At 73.0% G+C, this 13490-nt stretch carries 17 protein-coding genes and 1 tRNA gene; 7 read left to right on the top strand and 11 right to left on the bottom strand.

Annotated features, from left to right (window positions below):
* Window positions 1–7: 7 nt before the first annotated feature.
* The gene (locus L6241_RS00985) at window positions 8–553 is read right to left on the bottom strand and encodes a DUF3090 domain-containing protein (RefSeq protein WP_368244407.1); all 546 of its coding nucleotides are present in this window, start codon (window positions 551–553) and stop codon (window positions 8–10) included.
* A 9-nt stretch (window positions 554–562) separates the two neighbouring features.
* Window positions 563–1270, bottom strand: a complete 708-nt coding sequence (locus L6241_RS00980) for an MSMEG_4193 family putative phosphomutase (protein ID WP_368244406.1) — start codon at window positions 1268–1270, stop codon at window positions 563–565.
* Window positions 1271–1301: 31 nt separating this feature from the next.
* On the opposite strand from L6241_RS00980, the gene L6241_RS00975 reads away from it, so the two are divergent.
* Window positions 1302–2345: a magnesium and cobalt transport protein CorA gene (locus tag L6241_RS00975; protein ID WP_191564737.1), complete on the top strand. Its 1044-nt coding sequence runs from the start codon at window positions 1302–1304 to the stop codon at window positions 2343–2345.
* Window positions 2346–2354: 9 nt separating this feature from the next.
* On the opposite strand, the gene L6241_RS00970 is transcribed toward L6241_RS00975, so the two are convergent.
* Window positions 2355–2687: a primosomal protein gene (locus L6241_RS00970; RefSeq protein ID WP_368244405.1), complete on the bottom strand. Its 333-nt coding sequence runs from the start codon at window positions 2685–2687 to the stop codon at window positions 2355–2357.
* A gap of 37 nt (window positions 2688–2724) precedes the next feature.
* On the opposite strand from L6241_RS00970, the gene L6241_RS00965 reads away from it, so the two are divergent.
* Window positions 2725–2937 (top strand): DUF5703 family protein, encoded by a 213-nt coding sequence (locus tag L6241_RS00965; RefSeq protein WP_123091748.1) that lies wholly within the window; start codon window positions 2725–2727, stop codon window positions 2935–2937.
* Here the strand turns inward: L6241_RS00965 and L6241_RS00960 are convergent.
* The gene (locus L6241_RS00960; RefSeq protein ID WP_368244404.1) at window positions 2921–4243 is read right to left on the bottom strand and encodes a M20/M25/M40 family metallo-hydrolase; all 1323 of its coding nucleotides are present in this window, start codon (window positions 4241–4243) and stop codon (window positions 2921–2923) included. The genes L6241_RS00965 and L6241_RS00960 overlap by 17 nt on opposite strands.
* Before the next feature lie 147 nt (window positions 4244–4390).
* On the opposite strand from L6241_RS00960, the gene L6241_RS00955 reads away from it, so the two are divergent.
* Window positions 4391–5527, top strand: coding sequence for a serine hydrolase domain-containing protein (locus tag L6241_RS00955; RefSeq protein WP_368244403.1), 1137 nt, complete (start codon window positions 4391–4393; stop codon window positions 5525–5527).
* 69 nt (window positions 5528–5596) lie between these two features.
* Here L6241_RS00955 and L6241_RS00950 read toward each other — a convergent pair.
* Window positions 5597–5682: transfer RNA gene (locus tag L6241_RS00950), tRNA-Leu, on the bottom strand.
* 141 nt (window positions 5683–5823) lie between these two features.
* Between L6241_RS00950 and L6241_RS00945 the strand changes: the two genes are divergently transcribed.
* From L6241_RS00945 to L6241_RS00935, 3 genes are read left to right on the top strand one after another with little or no spacing between them, the layout of a single operon-like run.
* Window positions 5824–6597: a HipA family kinase gene (locus tag L6241_RS00945; protein ID WP_368244402.1), complete on the top strand. Its 774-nt coding sequence runs from the start codon at window positions 5824–5826 to the stop codon at window positions 6595–6597.
* Window positions 6594–6974 (top strand): DUF3037 domain-containing protein, encoded by a 381-nt coding sequence (locus L6241_RS00940; protein WP_368244401.1) that lies wholly within the window; start codon window positions 6594–6596, stop codon window positions 6972–6974. The genes L6241_RS00945 and L6241_RS00940 overlap by 4 nt, the downstream gene beginning before the upstream one ends.
* 50 nt (window positions 6975–7024) lie before the next feature.
* Window positions 7025–7585 (top strand): YbhB/YbcL family Raf kinase inhibitor-like protein, encoded by a 561-nt coding sequence (locus L6241_RS00935; RefSeq protein WP_368244400.1) that lies wholly within the window; start codon window positions 7025–7027, stop codon window positions 7583–7585.
* Between the two features lie 141 nt (window positions 7586–7726).
* On the opposite strand, the gene L6241_RS00930 is transcribed toward L6241_RS00935, so the two are convergent.
* The 6 genes from L6241_RS00930 to L6241_RS00905 all read right to left on the bottom strand — a co-directional run bounded on the left by L6241_RS00930 (window position 7727) and on the right by L6241_RS00905 (window position 12704).
* Entirely contained in the window at window positions 7727–8533 is an 807-nt protein-coding gene (locus L6241_RS00930) for a TrmH family RNA methyltransferase (protein ID WP_368244399.1), read from the bottom strand.
* 9 nt (window positions 8534–8542) lie between these two features.
* Window positions 8543–9256, bottom strand: coding sequence for a TSUP family transporter (locus L6241_RS00925; RefSeq protein WP_368244398.1), 714 nt, complete (start codon window positions 9254–9256; stop codon window positions 8543–8545).
* A gap of 13 nt (window positions 9257–9269) precedes the next feature.
* A complete protein-coding gene (locus L6241_RS00920) occupies window positions 9270–10040 on the bottom strand; it encodes a sulfite exporter TauE/SafE family protein (protein WP_368244397.1) in 771 nt (256 codons plus the stop codon).
* 61 nt (window positions 10041–10101) lie between these two features.
* A complete protein-coding gene (locus L6241_RS00915; RefSeq protein WP_368244396.1) occupies window positions 10102–11364 on the bottom strand; it encodes an SPFH domain-containing protein in 1263 nt (420 codons plus the stop codon).
* Window positions 11365–11425: 61 nt separating this feature from the next.
* Window positions 11426–11878 (bottom strand): NfeD family protein, encoded by a 453-nt coding sequence (locus L6241_RS00910; protein ID WP_123091738.1) that lies wholly within the window; start codon window positions 11876–11878, stop codon window positions 11426–11428.
* Window positions 11879–11918: 40 nt separating this feature from the next.
* Window positions 11919–12704: an ABC transporter ATP-binding protein gene (locus tag L6241_RS00905; RefSeq protein ID WP_191564882.1), complete on the bottom strand. Its 786-nt coding sequence runs from the start codon at window positions 12702–12704 to the stop codon at window positions 11919–11921.
* 30 nt (window positions 12705–12734) lie between these two features.
* On the opposite strand from L6241_RS00905, the gene L6241_RS00900 reads away from it, so the two are divergent.
* Window positions 12735–13481: a hypothetical protein gene (locus tag L6241_RS00900; RefSeq protein WP_368244395.1), complete on the top strand. Its 747-nt coding sequence runs from the start codon at window positions 12735–12737 to the stop codon at window positions 13479–13481.
* Window positions 13482–13490 lie beyond the last annotated feature (9 nt).

The following is a 13490-nucleotide window of genomic DNA, read 5'->3' as shown; positions in this document are numbered from 1 at the left end:
CGCTCGGTCAGCGCCGGTAGCCGTTCGCGCGGGGGCAGATGTGCCCCTCGGGGTCGAGCGGGCCGCCGCAGAAGGGGCACGACGGACGACCGGCGGACACGACGGTCTCGCACCGGCGGGCGAAGGCGCGGGCCTTCGCGGGCGGGAGGACCACGCGCAGGGTGCTCGGGCCGCCGACGAACGGCTCGCCCTGCTGGCCGCCCTCCTCGGCGAGCTCGTCCGGGTCGTGGTCGTGGCACTCGATGACGACGACCCGCCGCTCCTCGTCCCAGGCGAGCGAGAGCGCGAGGACGCGGAAGTCCTCGGCGATCGGGGTGTCGAGCGGCGCGTTGTCGGCCGACCCGACGGCCGCGGCCACTCCCCCTTCGAGCCCGCCCACCTCGTCGAGGAGGGTCTCGATCCGCTCCGCGAGGACGCCGACGTGGACCTTCTCGACGGCGATCTGGTGACGGCGGTGGTCGTCGCTGGCCTGGAGGTAGAACGTCCGGTCCCCGGGAGGGCCGACGGTGCCGACGACGAATCGCTCCGGCGGGTCGTACTCGATGACGCTCATGACCCGACCCTAGCCCGCTCCCCCGCCGACGACGGCGTCCCCCGACGGGGTCGTCTCGGGGGTGGTCGTCGAGGGCTGCGGCACCGGTCGCAGCGGCCCGCTGTCGTTGACCCGCAGGACGAAGGGGCGCTCGGGCGTGTAGCGCAGGACGCTCACCGACGCGGGGTCGACGACGAAGCGCTGGAAGTCGTCGAGCGGTGTCGCCGAGGCGTCGGCGACGACCGACTTGATGATGTCGCCGTGGCTCACGGCGAGCCACATCGCATGCGCCCCGTGCTCCGCCTCGACCTGCGCGTCGACCCGGCGGATGGCGGCGACGGCGCGCTGGGCCATCGTCGCGATCGACTCCTGGGCGTGCTCGTCCGAGGGCGGGAAGACGGCCTGGCTCGGCGTGCTCTGCACGGTGCGCCACAACGGCTCCTTCGCGAGCTCGACGAGCGGGCGCCCCGTCCACCCCCCGTAGTGCGCCTCGCCGATATCGGGCTCGACGTCGAGGTCGAGGCCGAGGCGGGCCCGCAGGGGCTCGACGGTCTCGAGGCAGCGGTCGAGGGGGCTGGTGACGACGCGCACGAGCGGCAGCTCGCCGAGCCGGTCGACCACCTCCTGCGCCTGGGCCCGGCCGGTGTCGTCGAGGGAGACGCCCGCGGACCAGCCGGCGAGGAGGCCGGCGGCGTTGGCGCTGGATCGGGCATGTCGGAGCAGCAGGCAGTAGGCCACGACGTCAGGCTACGTGCGCGATGATGACGCGGTGATCGTCGACCAGGCCCGATATCGCGACGGGGTGCGCCTCCCGTGCGAGGACATCAGCACCGAGATCGCCCGGTTGCGGGCCGAGGCGCCCGGTCGTCCGGAGGGCTCGGCGGACTTCGTGTGGATCGGGCTGAAGGACCCGAGCCCGCAGACCTTCCAGCGGGTCGTCGGCGACGAGCTCGAGCTGCACCACCTCGCGATCGAGGACGCCGTCGCCGGGGACCAGCGCGCGAAGGTCGAGCGCTACGGCGACACGTGGTTCGCCGTCCTCAAGCCGCTGCGCTACCTCGACGAGACCTCCGACGTCGAGACCGGCGAGCTCATGGTCTTCGTCGGGCCCGACTTCGTGCTCACGGTGCGGCGGGGCGAGGCGAGCCCGCTCGCTGACCTGCGTCACCGTCTCGAGGAGGACCCGGCCCCGCTGCGGCACGGACCGTGGGGCGTCTTCCACGCCGTGCTCGACACCGTCGTCGACGAGTACCTCGCCATCGAGGACGAGCTGCAGGTCGATCTCGAGGGCATCGAGACCGCGGTCTTCGAGCCGAGCTCGGGGCTGACCTCGGAGGAGATCTACACCCTCAAGCGCGAGGTCCTCGAGTTCAAGCGGGCCGCCCTGCCGCTCGCGCGGCCGATGGGCTTCCTCACCTCGCCGTCGTCGCCGGTGGCCCACGGCGAGCTGCGCCTGCTCTTCCGCGACGTGTCCGACCACCTCACCCAGGCGCTGGAGAGCCTCGAGTCGATGGACCGGCTCCTCACCGACGTGCTGAGCGCCCACCTCGCGCAGGTCGGGGTGGAGCAGAACAGGGTGTCGATGAAGCAGAACGAGGACATGCGCCGCATCTCGGCGTGGGTCGCGATCGCCGCCCTTCCGACGATGATCGCCGGCGTCTACGGCATGAACTTCGAGCGGATGCCCGAGCTCACGGCGAGCGTGCGGGTGAGCGGGCACGAGGTCTACTACGGCTACTACGTCGTGCTCGCCGTGATGGTGACGGCCTGCCTCGTGCTCTACCGGCTCTTCAAGCGCAGCGGCTGGCTGTAGGTCGCCGGGTCAGCGACGGCCGGGGGCCTGCTCGTCGCCGGCCTTATCCTCGTCGTCGTACTCCTCGTTGTCGAGACCGGAGTAGCCCTCGTCGTCCTCGTCGTCGTCGTACTCCTCGTCGCCGCTGTCGTCGAGGTCGGCGTCGTCGACGACGATGAGCGGGGTCATCTCCCCGTAGGCCTCGTTGAGGGCGTCGTCGTAGGCCTCGAAGGCGTCGGCGAGGTCCTCGTACGCGGCGACCACGCGCGGGTCGTCCTCGCCGTTACGACCGGAGGACGCCTCGAGGTGCCGCTCGAAGGTGGCGATGAGCTTGGTCAGCGCGGCGCGCGGGTCGGCGGTCATCGCACGACCGTACCGTCAGGGGTGAGAATGGCGCACGATGGTCGAGTACGAGTTCCAGGTCCTCAGCTTCCCCCGCGAGACCACCCGTGGGCAGATCCGCGCTGCGCTCGCCGAGCACGCCGAGTACGGCCGCTGGGAGCTGCACCGCACGGTGCGCTACGTCGGCGGTCAGCAGCGCTCGTGGCTGCGGCGCAAGATCATCCGTGTCCCGCGCCGCGACGACCCGCTGGGGCTCAGCAGGTCTCGATGAGCCGCAGCAGGACCTTCGCCCCGAACTCCAGGGACTCGGTGGGCACGCGCTCGTCGATGCCGTGGAACATCGGCGCGAAGTCGAGATCGGCGGGCAGGCGCAGCGGCGCGAAGCCGTAGCCGGTGATGCCCATCGTCGACAGCGCCTTGTTGTCCGTGCCGCCGGACAGGCAGTAGGGCAGGATCGCCGCCTCGGGGTCCTCGGCGAGCAGCGCGGCCTTCATCGCGTCGACGAGCGGTCCCTCGAAGGGGGAGTCCAGGGCGATGTCGCGGTGCTCGACCTCGACGACGACCCGGTCGCCGGCGAGCTCGGCGATCGTCGCCATGAGGGACTCCTCGTGCCCGGGCAGGAAGCGGCAGTCGACGGCGGCGACGGCCTCCTGGGGGATGACGTTGTGCTTGTACCCGGCGGTGAGCATCGTCGGGTTCGCCGTGTCCTGGAGCGACCCGCGCACGAAGCCCGCGGCCCCGCCGAGGTGCTCGACGAGCTCCTCGAGGTCCTCGTCGCTGTACCCGGTGCCGGTGATCTCCGACAGGCCGTCGAGCAGACCGCGCACGGAGGCGATGTACTCGCGCGGCCACTTGTGCTCGGCGATGCGCGAGAGGGCCTGGGCGAGGTGGAGCACGGCGTTGTCGTCGTTGGGCACCGAGCCGTGGCCGGCCCGGCCCGAGGCGCGCAGCCGGAGCCAGACGATGCCCTTCTCGGCGGTCTGCAGCAGGTAGGCCCGGCGGTCGCCGCCCTCGGGCGTCGGCACGGTGACGCTGTAGCCGCCGACCTCGCTGATCGCCTCGGTGACGCCCTCGAAGAGCTCGGGGTGGTGCTGCACCAGCCACTGGCTGCCGTGCACCCCACCGGCCTCCTCGTCGGCGAAGAAGACGACGACGAGGTCGCGCGGCGGCACGGTGCCGGCCCGGGCGAGGTGGCGCACGCACGCGAGGATCATCGCGTCCATGTCCTTCATGTCGACGGCGCCGCGGCCCCAGACGCAGCCGTCCTTGATGACCCCTTCGAAGGGGTCGACGGACCAGTCCTGCGCGTTCGCCGGCACGACGTCGAGATGGCCGTGGATGCACAGCGCCCCGCGCTCCCGGTCGGCGCCGGGGATGCGCAGCACGACGCTCGCGCGGCCGGGCTGCGACTCGAAGAGCTGGGGCTCGTAGCCCACCTCGCGCAGCTGCTCCACGACGTAGTCGGCGGCCTCGCGCTCCCCCGGGCCCTCCCCGTCGGGCCCGTAGTTCGTCGTGTCGATCCGGATGAGGTCCTGGCAGAGCCGGACCACCTCGTCCTGCGGCGCGCTGATCTCCATGGACCCACCCTAGGGGCCGGGCGGGACGAGCCCGCCGGAAGCTCGTGACCGACGGGTAGCGAGGCGCTAGCGTCGCGAGCAGGCGACGCAGCCGTCCGCACGAGCGGCCCCGGCGGCGCGCGGACCGGCTGACGAGAAGGAGATCTCATGACCATCCACGGGCACACCGACCCACGCCTGACGGGCCTGCGCGACGCCCTCGCAGCCATGGTCGACTCGGGCGAGGAGCTCGGCGCCGCGATCAGCGTCGACCTCGACGGCGAGACCCTCGCCGACATCTGGGGCGGGCACGCCGATGTCGCCCGCACCCGCCCGTGGGAGCGCGACACGATCGTCAACGTCTGGTCGACGACGAAGGAGGTCACGGCGCTCGCCGTCCTCCTGCTCGTCGAGCGCGGTCTCGTCGACCTCGACGCGCCGGTCGCGACGTACTGGCCCGAGTTCGCCGCGAACGGCAAGGAGGGCGTGCTCGTGCGCCACGTCATGTCGCACACGTCGGGCGTCTCGGGCTGGGACCAGCCCTTCGTGCTCGAGGACATGTACGACCGCGAGACCGCGACGGCACGGCTGGCGGCCCAGGCCCCGTGGTGGGAGCCCGGGACGGCCTCGGGCTACCACGCCCAGAACCAGGGGCACCTCCTCGGCGAGATCATCCGCAGGACCAGCGGGCGCACGCTGACGCAGCTCGTCGCCGAGGAGATCGCCGGACCGCTCGGCGTCGACCTGCAGATCGGCGCCACGGAGCGCGACGACGACCGGGTCGCCGAGATCGTGCCGCCTCCCCCGCTGCCGATGGGCCTCAGCCAGGTCCCCGCCGACTCCCCCATGGTGCGCACCTTCACCGGACCGGTCGCCAGCGCGGCCGCGGCGAACACCATCCCCTGGCGCCGGGCCGAGCTCGGGGCGCTCAACGCCCACACGAACGCCCGGGCGCTCGCCCGCACCTTCTCCGTGATCTCGCGCGGGGGTGCGGTCGACGACGTGCGGCTGCTCTCGCCGGAGACGATCGAGCAGATCTTCCGCGAGCAGTCCCGCGGCGTCGACCTCGTCCTCGGCGTCCCGCTGCGCTTCGGCATCGGCTTCGCGCTGCCCGAGCCGCAGACCGTGCCCTACATCCCCGACGGCCGCGTCTGCTTCTGGGGCGGCTGGGGCGGGTCGATGACGGTGATGTTCCCCGAGCGCTCCCTCACCGTCTCGTACGTCATGAACAAGATGGCGCCGGGGATCGTCGGCTCGGACCGGGCGGCGCGCTACCTCACCGAGGTCCTCGACGCCGTCGGCTGACCGGCGCGGGGACGACGAAGGGCGGACCCGACCGGGTCCGCCCTTCGTCGACCAGTGCTGGTCGACCTGTGTCCGAGGGGGGACTTGAACCCCCATGCCCTAATACGGGCACTAGCACCTCAAGCTAGCGCGTCTGCCAATTCCGCCACCCGGACGAGTGGTGCATCCGGCGGTCTGGGGGACCACCGGGGCAACGTCGAGGACTCTACACCGGGTGCGACGCGGACCGAAATCGGGTTCGCCGTAGGCGTGCTCGAGCCGCCGGAGGTCCTCGGCGCGGGCCGTAGGCTGCCGCCGTGACCCCCCTTCGCCACGTCCGTGCCACCCGGTACGCCGTCCCCCTGCGCGAAGGGGGATCCATGCCCGGCCTCGTCGAGGCCGACGACCTGGGCATGTACGTCGTGAAGATGCGTGGCGCCGGTCAGGGCCTGCCGGTGCTCGTCGCCGAGGTGCTCGTCGGCGAGATGGGGCGGGCGCTCGGCGTCGCCGTCCCCGAGCTCGTCGAGGTCGACCTGTCCGGCGAGATCGCCCGCTTCGAGGCCGACGAGGAGGTCCAGGACCTGCTCACCGCGTCGGTCGGGCTCAACCTCGGGATGGACTACCTGCCGGGTGCCTTCGGCTACGACGGCTCGCAGCCCGCGGACCCCGAGGTCGCCGCGCTCGTCCTGTGGCTGGACGCCTGCACCTCGAACGTCGACCGCACGTGGGCGAACCCCAACCTCCTGCGGTGGGGTGGCCAGGTGTGGGCCATCGACCACGGTGCGGCGCTGTGGTTCCACCACGCGTGGGCACGTAAGGCACCGAGCGCGGATCGCTTCGCCGCCCAGCCCTTCGACGCGTCGACCCACGTCCTGCGCGACCTCGCCGGTGACCTCGGCGAGGTGCACGAGCGGGCCTGCGCCGTGCTCACCCCGCAGCGGCTGACCGACATCGTCGACCTCGTCCCCGACGAGTGGCTCACCCCAGGCGAGCACCTGCCGACGACGCAGGCGATCCGCGACGAGTACGTGCGCCACCTCGTCCAGCGCCTCGCCTCCCCCGACGCCTGGTTGCCGGGAGCGTCCCGATGACCCTGCAGACCTACCAGTACGTCGTGCTGCGCTGCGTGCCGCGAGCCGAGCGCGAGGAGTTCGTCAACGTCGGCGTCGTGCTGCGCAGCCAGGGGCACGACTACCTGCGCGCCGCCTTCGCCCTCGACGAGGAGCGGCTGCATGCCCTGTGGCCCGATCTCGACGTCGCCGCGGTGCACGCGGCGCTCGAGGTCGTCTGCGACGTCGCCCTCGGCCGCACCGGTGGCGGGCGGCCCGACCTCGACGGCGACGGGCGACGCTTCGGGTGGATCAGCGCCCCGCGCTCGACCGTCGTGCGACCGGGACCGGTGCACGGCGGGCTCACGCAGGACCCCGCCGCCGAGCTCGAGCGGCTGCTCGAGGAGCTCGTGCGCTGAGGTGCCCGCGACCGGCCCCGACGGGGTCCTCGCGTCCTAGGGTCGGGCGCATGGATCTCGACTCCCGCCCCACCGCCCCCGAGCCCTACGACCTCCTGCCGCAGGTGCCCTCCTTCGAGGTGCGCAGCGACACCTTCGCCGACGGGCAGGCGCTGCCCGAGGCGCAGGTCTTCGACGACTGGGGCTTCGAGGGCGGCAACCGCAGCCCGCACCTCGCGTGGTCCGGCGCCCCGGAGGGCACGAAGAGCTACGCCGTCTCCTGCTTCGACCCCGACGCGCCGACGCCCGCGGGCTTCTGGCACTGGACCGTGCTCGGCATCCCGGCCGATGTCACCGAGCTCGCCGAGGACGCGGGCGCCGAGGGTGGGTCGGGCCTGCCCGCCGGCGCCTTCATGACGGCGACCGACTACGGCACGAAGGCCTTCGGCGGTGCCGCCCCGCCGGCCGGCGACCGCCCCCACCGCTACGTCTTCGCGGTGCACGCCCTCGACGTCGAGCCCGACGCCCTGCCCGTCGACGACTCGGTGACGTGCACCGTGGCCGCCTTCAACTACCTCGGCGCGACCATCGCCCGCGCCGTCGTCACCGGGACCTACCAGACCCCCGCCTGACCTCCCCCTTCGAAACCCTGCTGGCTGCCCTTCGACGAGCCAGGACCCTGTCGAAGGGGTCCTGGCTCGTCAAAACCCTGCTGGCAGGGTTTTGTCGGAGCGAGGGGGCGTGCACGGCGGGGCGAAGGGGGGTCGGCTCGCTCAGGTGCGCAGGGCCCACGCGGCGACGGCGCTGGCCGCCGCGGCGTTGAGCGAGTCCACTCCCCCGCGCATCGGGATCGTCACGGTGAGGTCGGCCTGCGCGAGCGTGCGCCGCGAGAGCCCGTCGCCCTCGGTGCCGACGACGAGCGCCAGCCGGTCCGGCGGGTCGGCGGCGAGGTCGTCGAGCGAGACGGCGTCGTCAGCGAGCGCGAGCGCGGCGACGACGAGCCCCAGCTCCTGCAGAGCGCCGACGTCCGCCGGCCACTGCGCGAGCCGGGTCCACGGCACCTGGAAGACCGTGCCCATCGACACGCGCACGGAGCGCCGGTAGAGCGGGTCGGCGCAGCGCGGGGTGGCGAGCACCGCGTCGACCCCGAGGGCGGCGGCGGAGCGGAAGACGGCGCCGACGTTCGTGTGGTCGACCAGGTCCTCGAGGACGAGCACCCGGCGGGCGTCGCGGCAGACCTCGGCGACGGAGGGCAGGTCGGGCCGGTGCATCGAGGCGAGCGCGCCGCGATGGAGGTTGAAGCCGGTGATGCCCTCGACGACCTCGGGCTCGCCGACGTACACCGGCACCCCGTCCTCCTCGCACGCGGCGACGACGTCGGCGAGGTCGTCGAGCCAGCGCGGCGACATGAGCAGCGAGCGCGGGCGGTGGCCGGCGGCGAGCGAGCGCCGGATGACCTTCTCGGACTCGGCGAGGTAGAGACCGCCCTCGGGCTCGAGGACGCGGCGCAGCGCGACGTCGGTGAGTCCGACGTAGTCGCGCAGGCGCGGGTCGGCGGGGTCGGTGATCGTCTCGGGCACGGCGCGAGCCTAGGTGAGCAGCGCGCGGCCGGTGACGACGACGCTGGAGAGGACGCACAGCGCGAGGACTCCGTGGCGCATCGCCGTGCGCGGCAGGCGGTCCTGGACCGGCCGGGCGAGGAGCATGCCCGCGACGACGAAGGGGACCCACACGGCCGAGGTCGTCATCTGCTCGCGGGTCACCTGGCCGCTCACGGCGAGCGAGAGCAGGGAGGCCGACGAGCCGACGACGAAGAAGGCCGACAGCGTCGAGCGGATCCGTACGGGGTCCTCGTGCTGGAGGACGATCGCGAGGAAGGGCCCGCCGATCGAGGCGGCCGTGCCGGAGACACCGGTGATGGCCCCGGCCCCGAGCGCGCTCGAGGGCCGGGCGGTCGTCTCGACCGTGCGGATGCTCAGCACCGTCGAGACGAGCACGAGCAGGCCGACGGCGACGGCGATGCCGCGCGTGGGCAGGACATGGACGAGCCAGGCCCCGACCGGGGTGAGCGCGAGCCGCCCGCCCAGGGCCCAGCCGAGAAGTCGTCGGTCGACGTCGCGCGGGCCCGAGAGCAGCTGCAGGAGCGGCAGGACGAGACCGAGCACGAGGAGCGAGGCCGGCATGAGCTCGGGCTCGAGCAGGACGACGAAGGGGGCGGCGACCACCGCGATCCCGAAGCCCAGGCTGGCCTGGACGAAGGAGCCCACGAGCACGACGACGCCGAGCAGGAGCGTCGTCGTCACGAGGGGGCGGTCGTCACGGGAAGAAGACCATCTTGACGATGCCGACGACCCCGATGACGACGATGACCGAGCGCAGGACGACGGGCGGCAGGCGCCGCCCGACCTGCGCCCCGACGAGCCCGCCGACGAGGGCGCCGCAGCCCACCGCGAGGACGATCGTCCACGAGACGAGCTCGGGCGAGACGACGACGAAGACGAGCGAGCCGACGGCGTTGACGACCGTGCCCAGGGCGTTCTTCACGCCGTTGAGCCGTTGCAGCGGCTCGGGGCTCAGCGAGCTGAGCAGGCCGATGAGGATGACGCCCTGGGCCGCACCGAAGTAGCCGCCGTACACCCCGGCGACGAGGACCCCGGACATGAGGGCGACGACCTGCCAGCGCGGCTCGACGCCGTCGTGGTGCTGGCGGGCGGCCCAGCGCTGCATGCGCGGGCCGAAGATCACGAGCAGCAGGCCGATCCCGATGAGGACCGGCACGATGGTCTCGAAGGCCTCCGCGGGCAGCCACAGCAGCAGCAGGGCCCCGATGACGGCACCGAGGAGCGACATCGGCACGAGGCGCAGGACGAGCCTCTTCGCCCCGCGCAGCTCGGGCAGGTAGCCCCACGTGCCGGTGATGCCCCCGGCGACGAGGCCGATGGAGTTCGAGACGTTGGCGGTGACGGGCGGCACGCCCATGGCGAGCAGCGTCGGGAAGGTCACGAGCGTCCCGGAGCCGACGACGGTGTTGATCCCCCCGGCCCAGACGCCCGCGAGGACGACGAGCAGCACCTCCCACCACGACACCCGGACAGCCTAGGTGGCTGCCCGGGTGTCGTCGGCACGGGGTGGGGCGAAGGGGTGTCGCTCAGAGCGGGGGACGCCCCGGCGACGGGGGCCCGGCCGGTCCGGTGGGCGGGCCCTCGGACTCCGGGGGCTCCGGGGCGACCGGGGGCGGCGGGCTCGCCGGCGCCGTCGCGTCGCTCTCGGCCGGTGCACCTGCGCCCGTCGCGTCCTCGCTCGCCGGACGGGGCTGCGGCAGCCGCACGCCCTGGCCCTGACCGCTCGAGGGCTGCACCCGGCTGGCGGGCGTCGCGTGCTCGCTCGCCTCGCGGCTGGCCTGCCCGGCCTGGCCGCGGGCCTCCTTGAGGGCCTCGGCCGGGTCCTCGAGCGCGGTCTCGGCGAAGGCGTTGTCCTCGGGCCCGTCGACCTCGACGAAGGGCTCGTCGTCCAGCCCGCCGTCGCTGCCGGGGGCCGCGCCGCCGCCGAGCATGCCGCCCATCGCCTTGAGGGCGTCGGTGACCTCCGAGGGGATGATCCACATCTTGTTGCTGTCGCCGCGCGCGATCTGCGGCAGGACTTGGAGGTACTGGTAGGCGAGCAGCTTCTGCGTCGGCTTGCCGCGGTGGATCGCGTCGAAGACCTGCTGGATGGCGCGGGCCTGTCCCTGGGCCTCGAGGATGCGGGCCTGGGCCGAGCCCTCGGCGCGCAGGATCTGGCTCTGCTTCTCGCCCTCGGCGGTGAGGATCGCCGACTGCTTCGTGCCCTCGGCGTTGAGGATGGCCGCGCGGCGGTCGCGCTCGGCCTTCATCTGCTTCTCCATCGACTCCTGGATCGACATCGGCGGGTCGATCGCCTTGAGCTCGACGCGGTTGACGCGGATGCCCCAGCGCCCGGTCGCCTCGTCGAGGGCGCCACGGAGCTGGCCGTTGATCTGGTCGCGCGAGGTGAGCGTCTGCTCGAGGTCGAGCGAGCCGATGACGTTGCGCAGGGTGGTCACCGTCAGCTGCTCGATGCCCTGGATGAAGTTGGCGATCTCGTACACCGCGCTCTTGGCGTCGATGACCGTGTAGTAGATGACGGTGTCGATGTTGACGACGAGGTTGTCGCTCGTGATGACCGGCTGCGGCGGGAAGCTGACGACCTGCTCGCGCAGGTCGATGTTCGCGCGGACCTTGTCGACGAAGGGCACGAGGATGTGGATGCCGCCCTCGAGGGTGCGCGAGTAGCGACCCAGCCGCTCGATGATGAGCGCCGTCTGCTGCGGCACGATGCGCACGGTCTTGAAGAGGATGACCAGCGCGAAGGCGACGAGCGCGGCCAGGAAGACGAGGATGGGGATGCTCTCCATGTCGTGTCCTTTGGGTGGGGTGGGTGGCCCCGGCGGTGACCGGGTCCCCCTGCGGTGCCCGTCAGGCGGGCTGGTTGGTGACGACGACGGTGGCGCCGTCGATCTGCAGGACTCGGACCTCCTCGCCGGGCTCGCAGGCGGGAGCGCCGTCGGGGACCCGCGCGCTCCACACCTCGCCGGCGAGCTTGACGCGGCCGTCGGTCTCGGTCACGGTCTCGATGACTCGGGCGAGCCTCCCCTGCAGCGCCGCGGACCCGATGGACCCGGAGGCCTCGGACGTCGCGAACTGGCGCTTGACGAGGGGCCGGACGAGCCCGATGAGCAGCATGGCCACGAGGACCGCGAGGACGACCTGGAGGGAGAAGACCACCCCGGAGCCGGCGGCGAGCGCGCCGGCGAGGGCGCCCCCGGCGAGCATGATGAAGACGAAGTCGGCGGTGGCCGCCTCGACGGCGACGAAGATCATCGCCAGCGCGATCCAGGCCAGCCACAGGTTGTCGCTCAACCATTCCATGTCAGCGTCCTCTCGTCTGCCCCGGCCAGGACCGGCGCGGTCATCGTCGTGCTCGGGCGGCCCATCGCTCGCCGTGCTGCTCGAGCTCGAGCGGCAGGCCGAAGGTGTCGGTGAGGTTCTGCGCGGTGAGGGTGATCTCGATCGGACCCTGCGCGACGACCTGGCCCTCGCGCAGCAGGAGGATGTCGGTGAAGTGCGGCGGGATCTCCTCGACGTGGTGGGTCACCATGACGAGGGCCGGCGACGCGAGGTCCTCGGCGATGGCGCCGAGCCGGGCGACGAGATCCTCACGACCGCCGAGGTCGAGGCCCGCGGCGGGCTCGTCGAGGAGCATGAGCTCGGGGTCGGTCATGAGCGCGCGGGCGATCTGGACCCGCTTGCGCTCCCCCTCCGACAGGGTGCCGAAGGTGCGCTGCGCGAGGTGGGCCGCGCCGAGCGCGTCGAGCAGCTCGGTCGCGCGCTCGTGGTCGAGCTCGTGGTACTCCTCGCGCCAGCGCCCGGTGACGCCCCACGACGCCGTGACGACGACGTCGCGGACGAGCTCCTGGGGCGGGATCGCCGAGGCGAGCGCTGACGACGCGAGACCGATGCGGGGCCGCAGCTCGAAGACGTCGACCGCGCCGAGGACCTCCCCGAGGACACCGGCGACACCGGTCGTCGGGTGGATGCGGCCGGCGGCGAGCTGGAGCAGCGTGGTCTTGCCGGCGCCGTTGGGTCCGAGGACGACCCAGCGCTGGCCCTCCTCGACCTCCCAGTCGACCCCGTCGAGCAGATCGGTGCGACCACGGCGCACCCCTACTCCGGCGAAGGCGAGGACATCACTCATGACCTGACCCTATCTGCCTACGATGCGCAGGTGTTCGAGCTCCCCGGCAGTGTGCGCGTCGCCCTCTGGGCGACGGTCGTCATCGGCAGCGGCGGCGACCTCGCCGGCGTCGCCCCCCGGGCCCTGCCCGACGTCGACCACGTCGCGGGCCTGCTCGACCGGCTCACCCTGTGGCGCGACCTCGGCGAGGGAGCGGTCCTCGTGGCGCTGCCCAGCGCCGGTCACGTCGCCTCGCTCCCCCGGACCGACGACGAGGCACGCGACGCCGCCGTCGAGGCCGGCGAGGCGCTCTACGTCGCGGGCATCGGCGGCGTGCTCGTCCCCGAGCACTCGACGTACGGGTCGTCCGGCCGACGGGTCGACTGGCACGCCTTCGACGCCGAGCCGGTGCCGGTGCACCGGGTCGAGGCCCTCTCGCACCGTCAGCTCGAGCGCGACCTGCTCGAGCTCGTGACGACCGCCCGCGACGACCTCGAGCGGGTGGGCGGGCAGCCCTTCGCCGACTCCCTCGCGCGCGAGATCGCCGACAACCGGCTCGGCGGCGCGTGGGGCCTGCCCGACGCGCTCGACGACCGGGCCTACCGGGTCATCACGCTCGCGGGCACCGTGGGGGCCGCCGCCCGGATCGGCTCTGAGCACTCCGGTGCGATCGACGCGCGGACCGCGGCCGACCGAGACGCGACGCTGCTCGCGCTGGCACGCGGTGCCGACCGGCTGCTCGCGGACGCGACGAACGCCGCGTGCGCCCAGCTCGCCGGCTGGGTCCCCGCCCGCTGACGCCCGAGC

The organism is Janibacter sp. Y6 (assembly GCF_040900765.1).
In the GTDB taxonomy this organism is placed as follows: Bacteria; Actinomycetota; Actinomycetes; order Actinomycetales; family Dermatophilaceae; genus Marihabitans; species Marihabitans melonis.
Note: the sequence above shows the minus strand (reverse complement) of the source record. Positions and strands in the feature narration are given on the sequence as shown.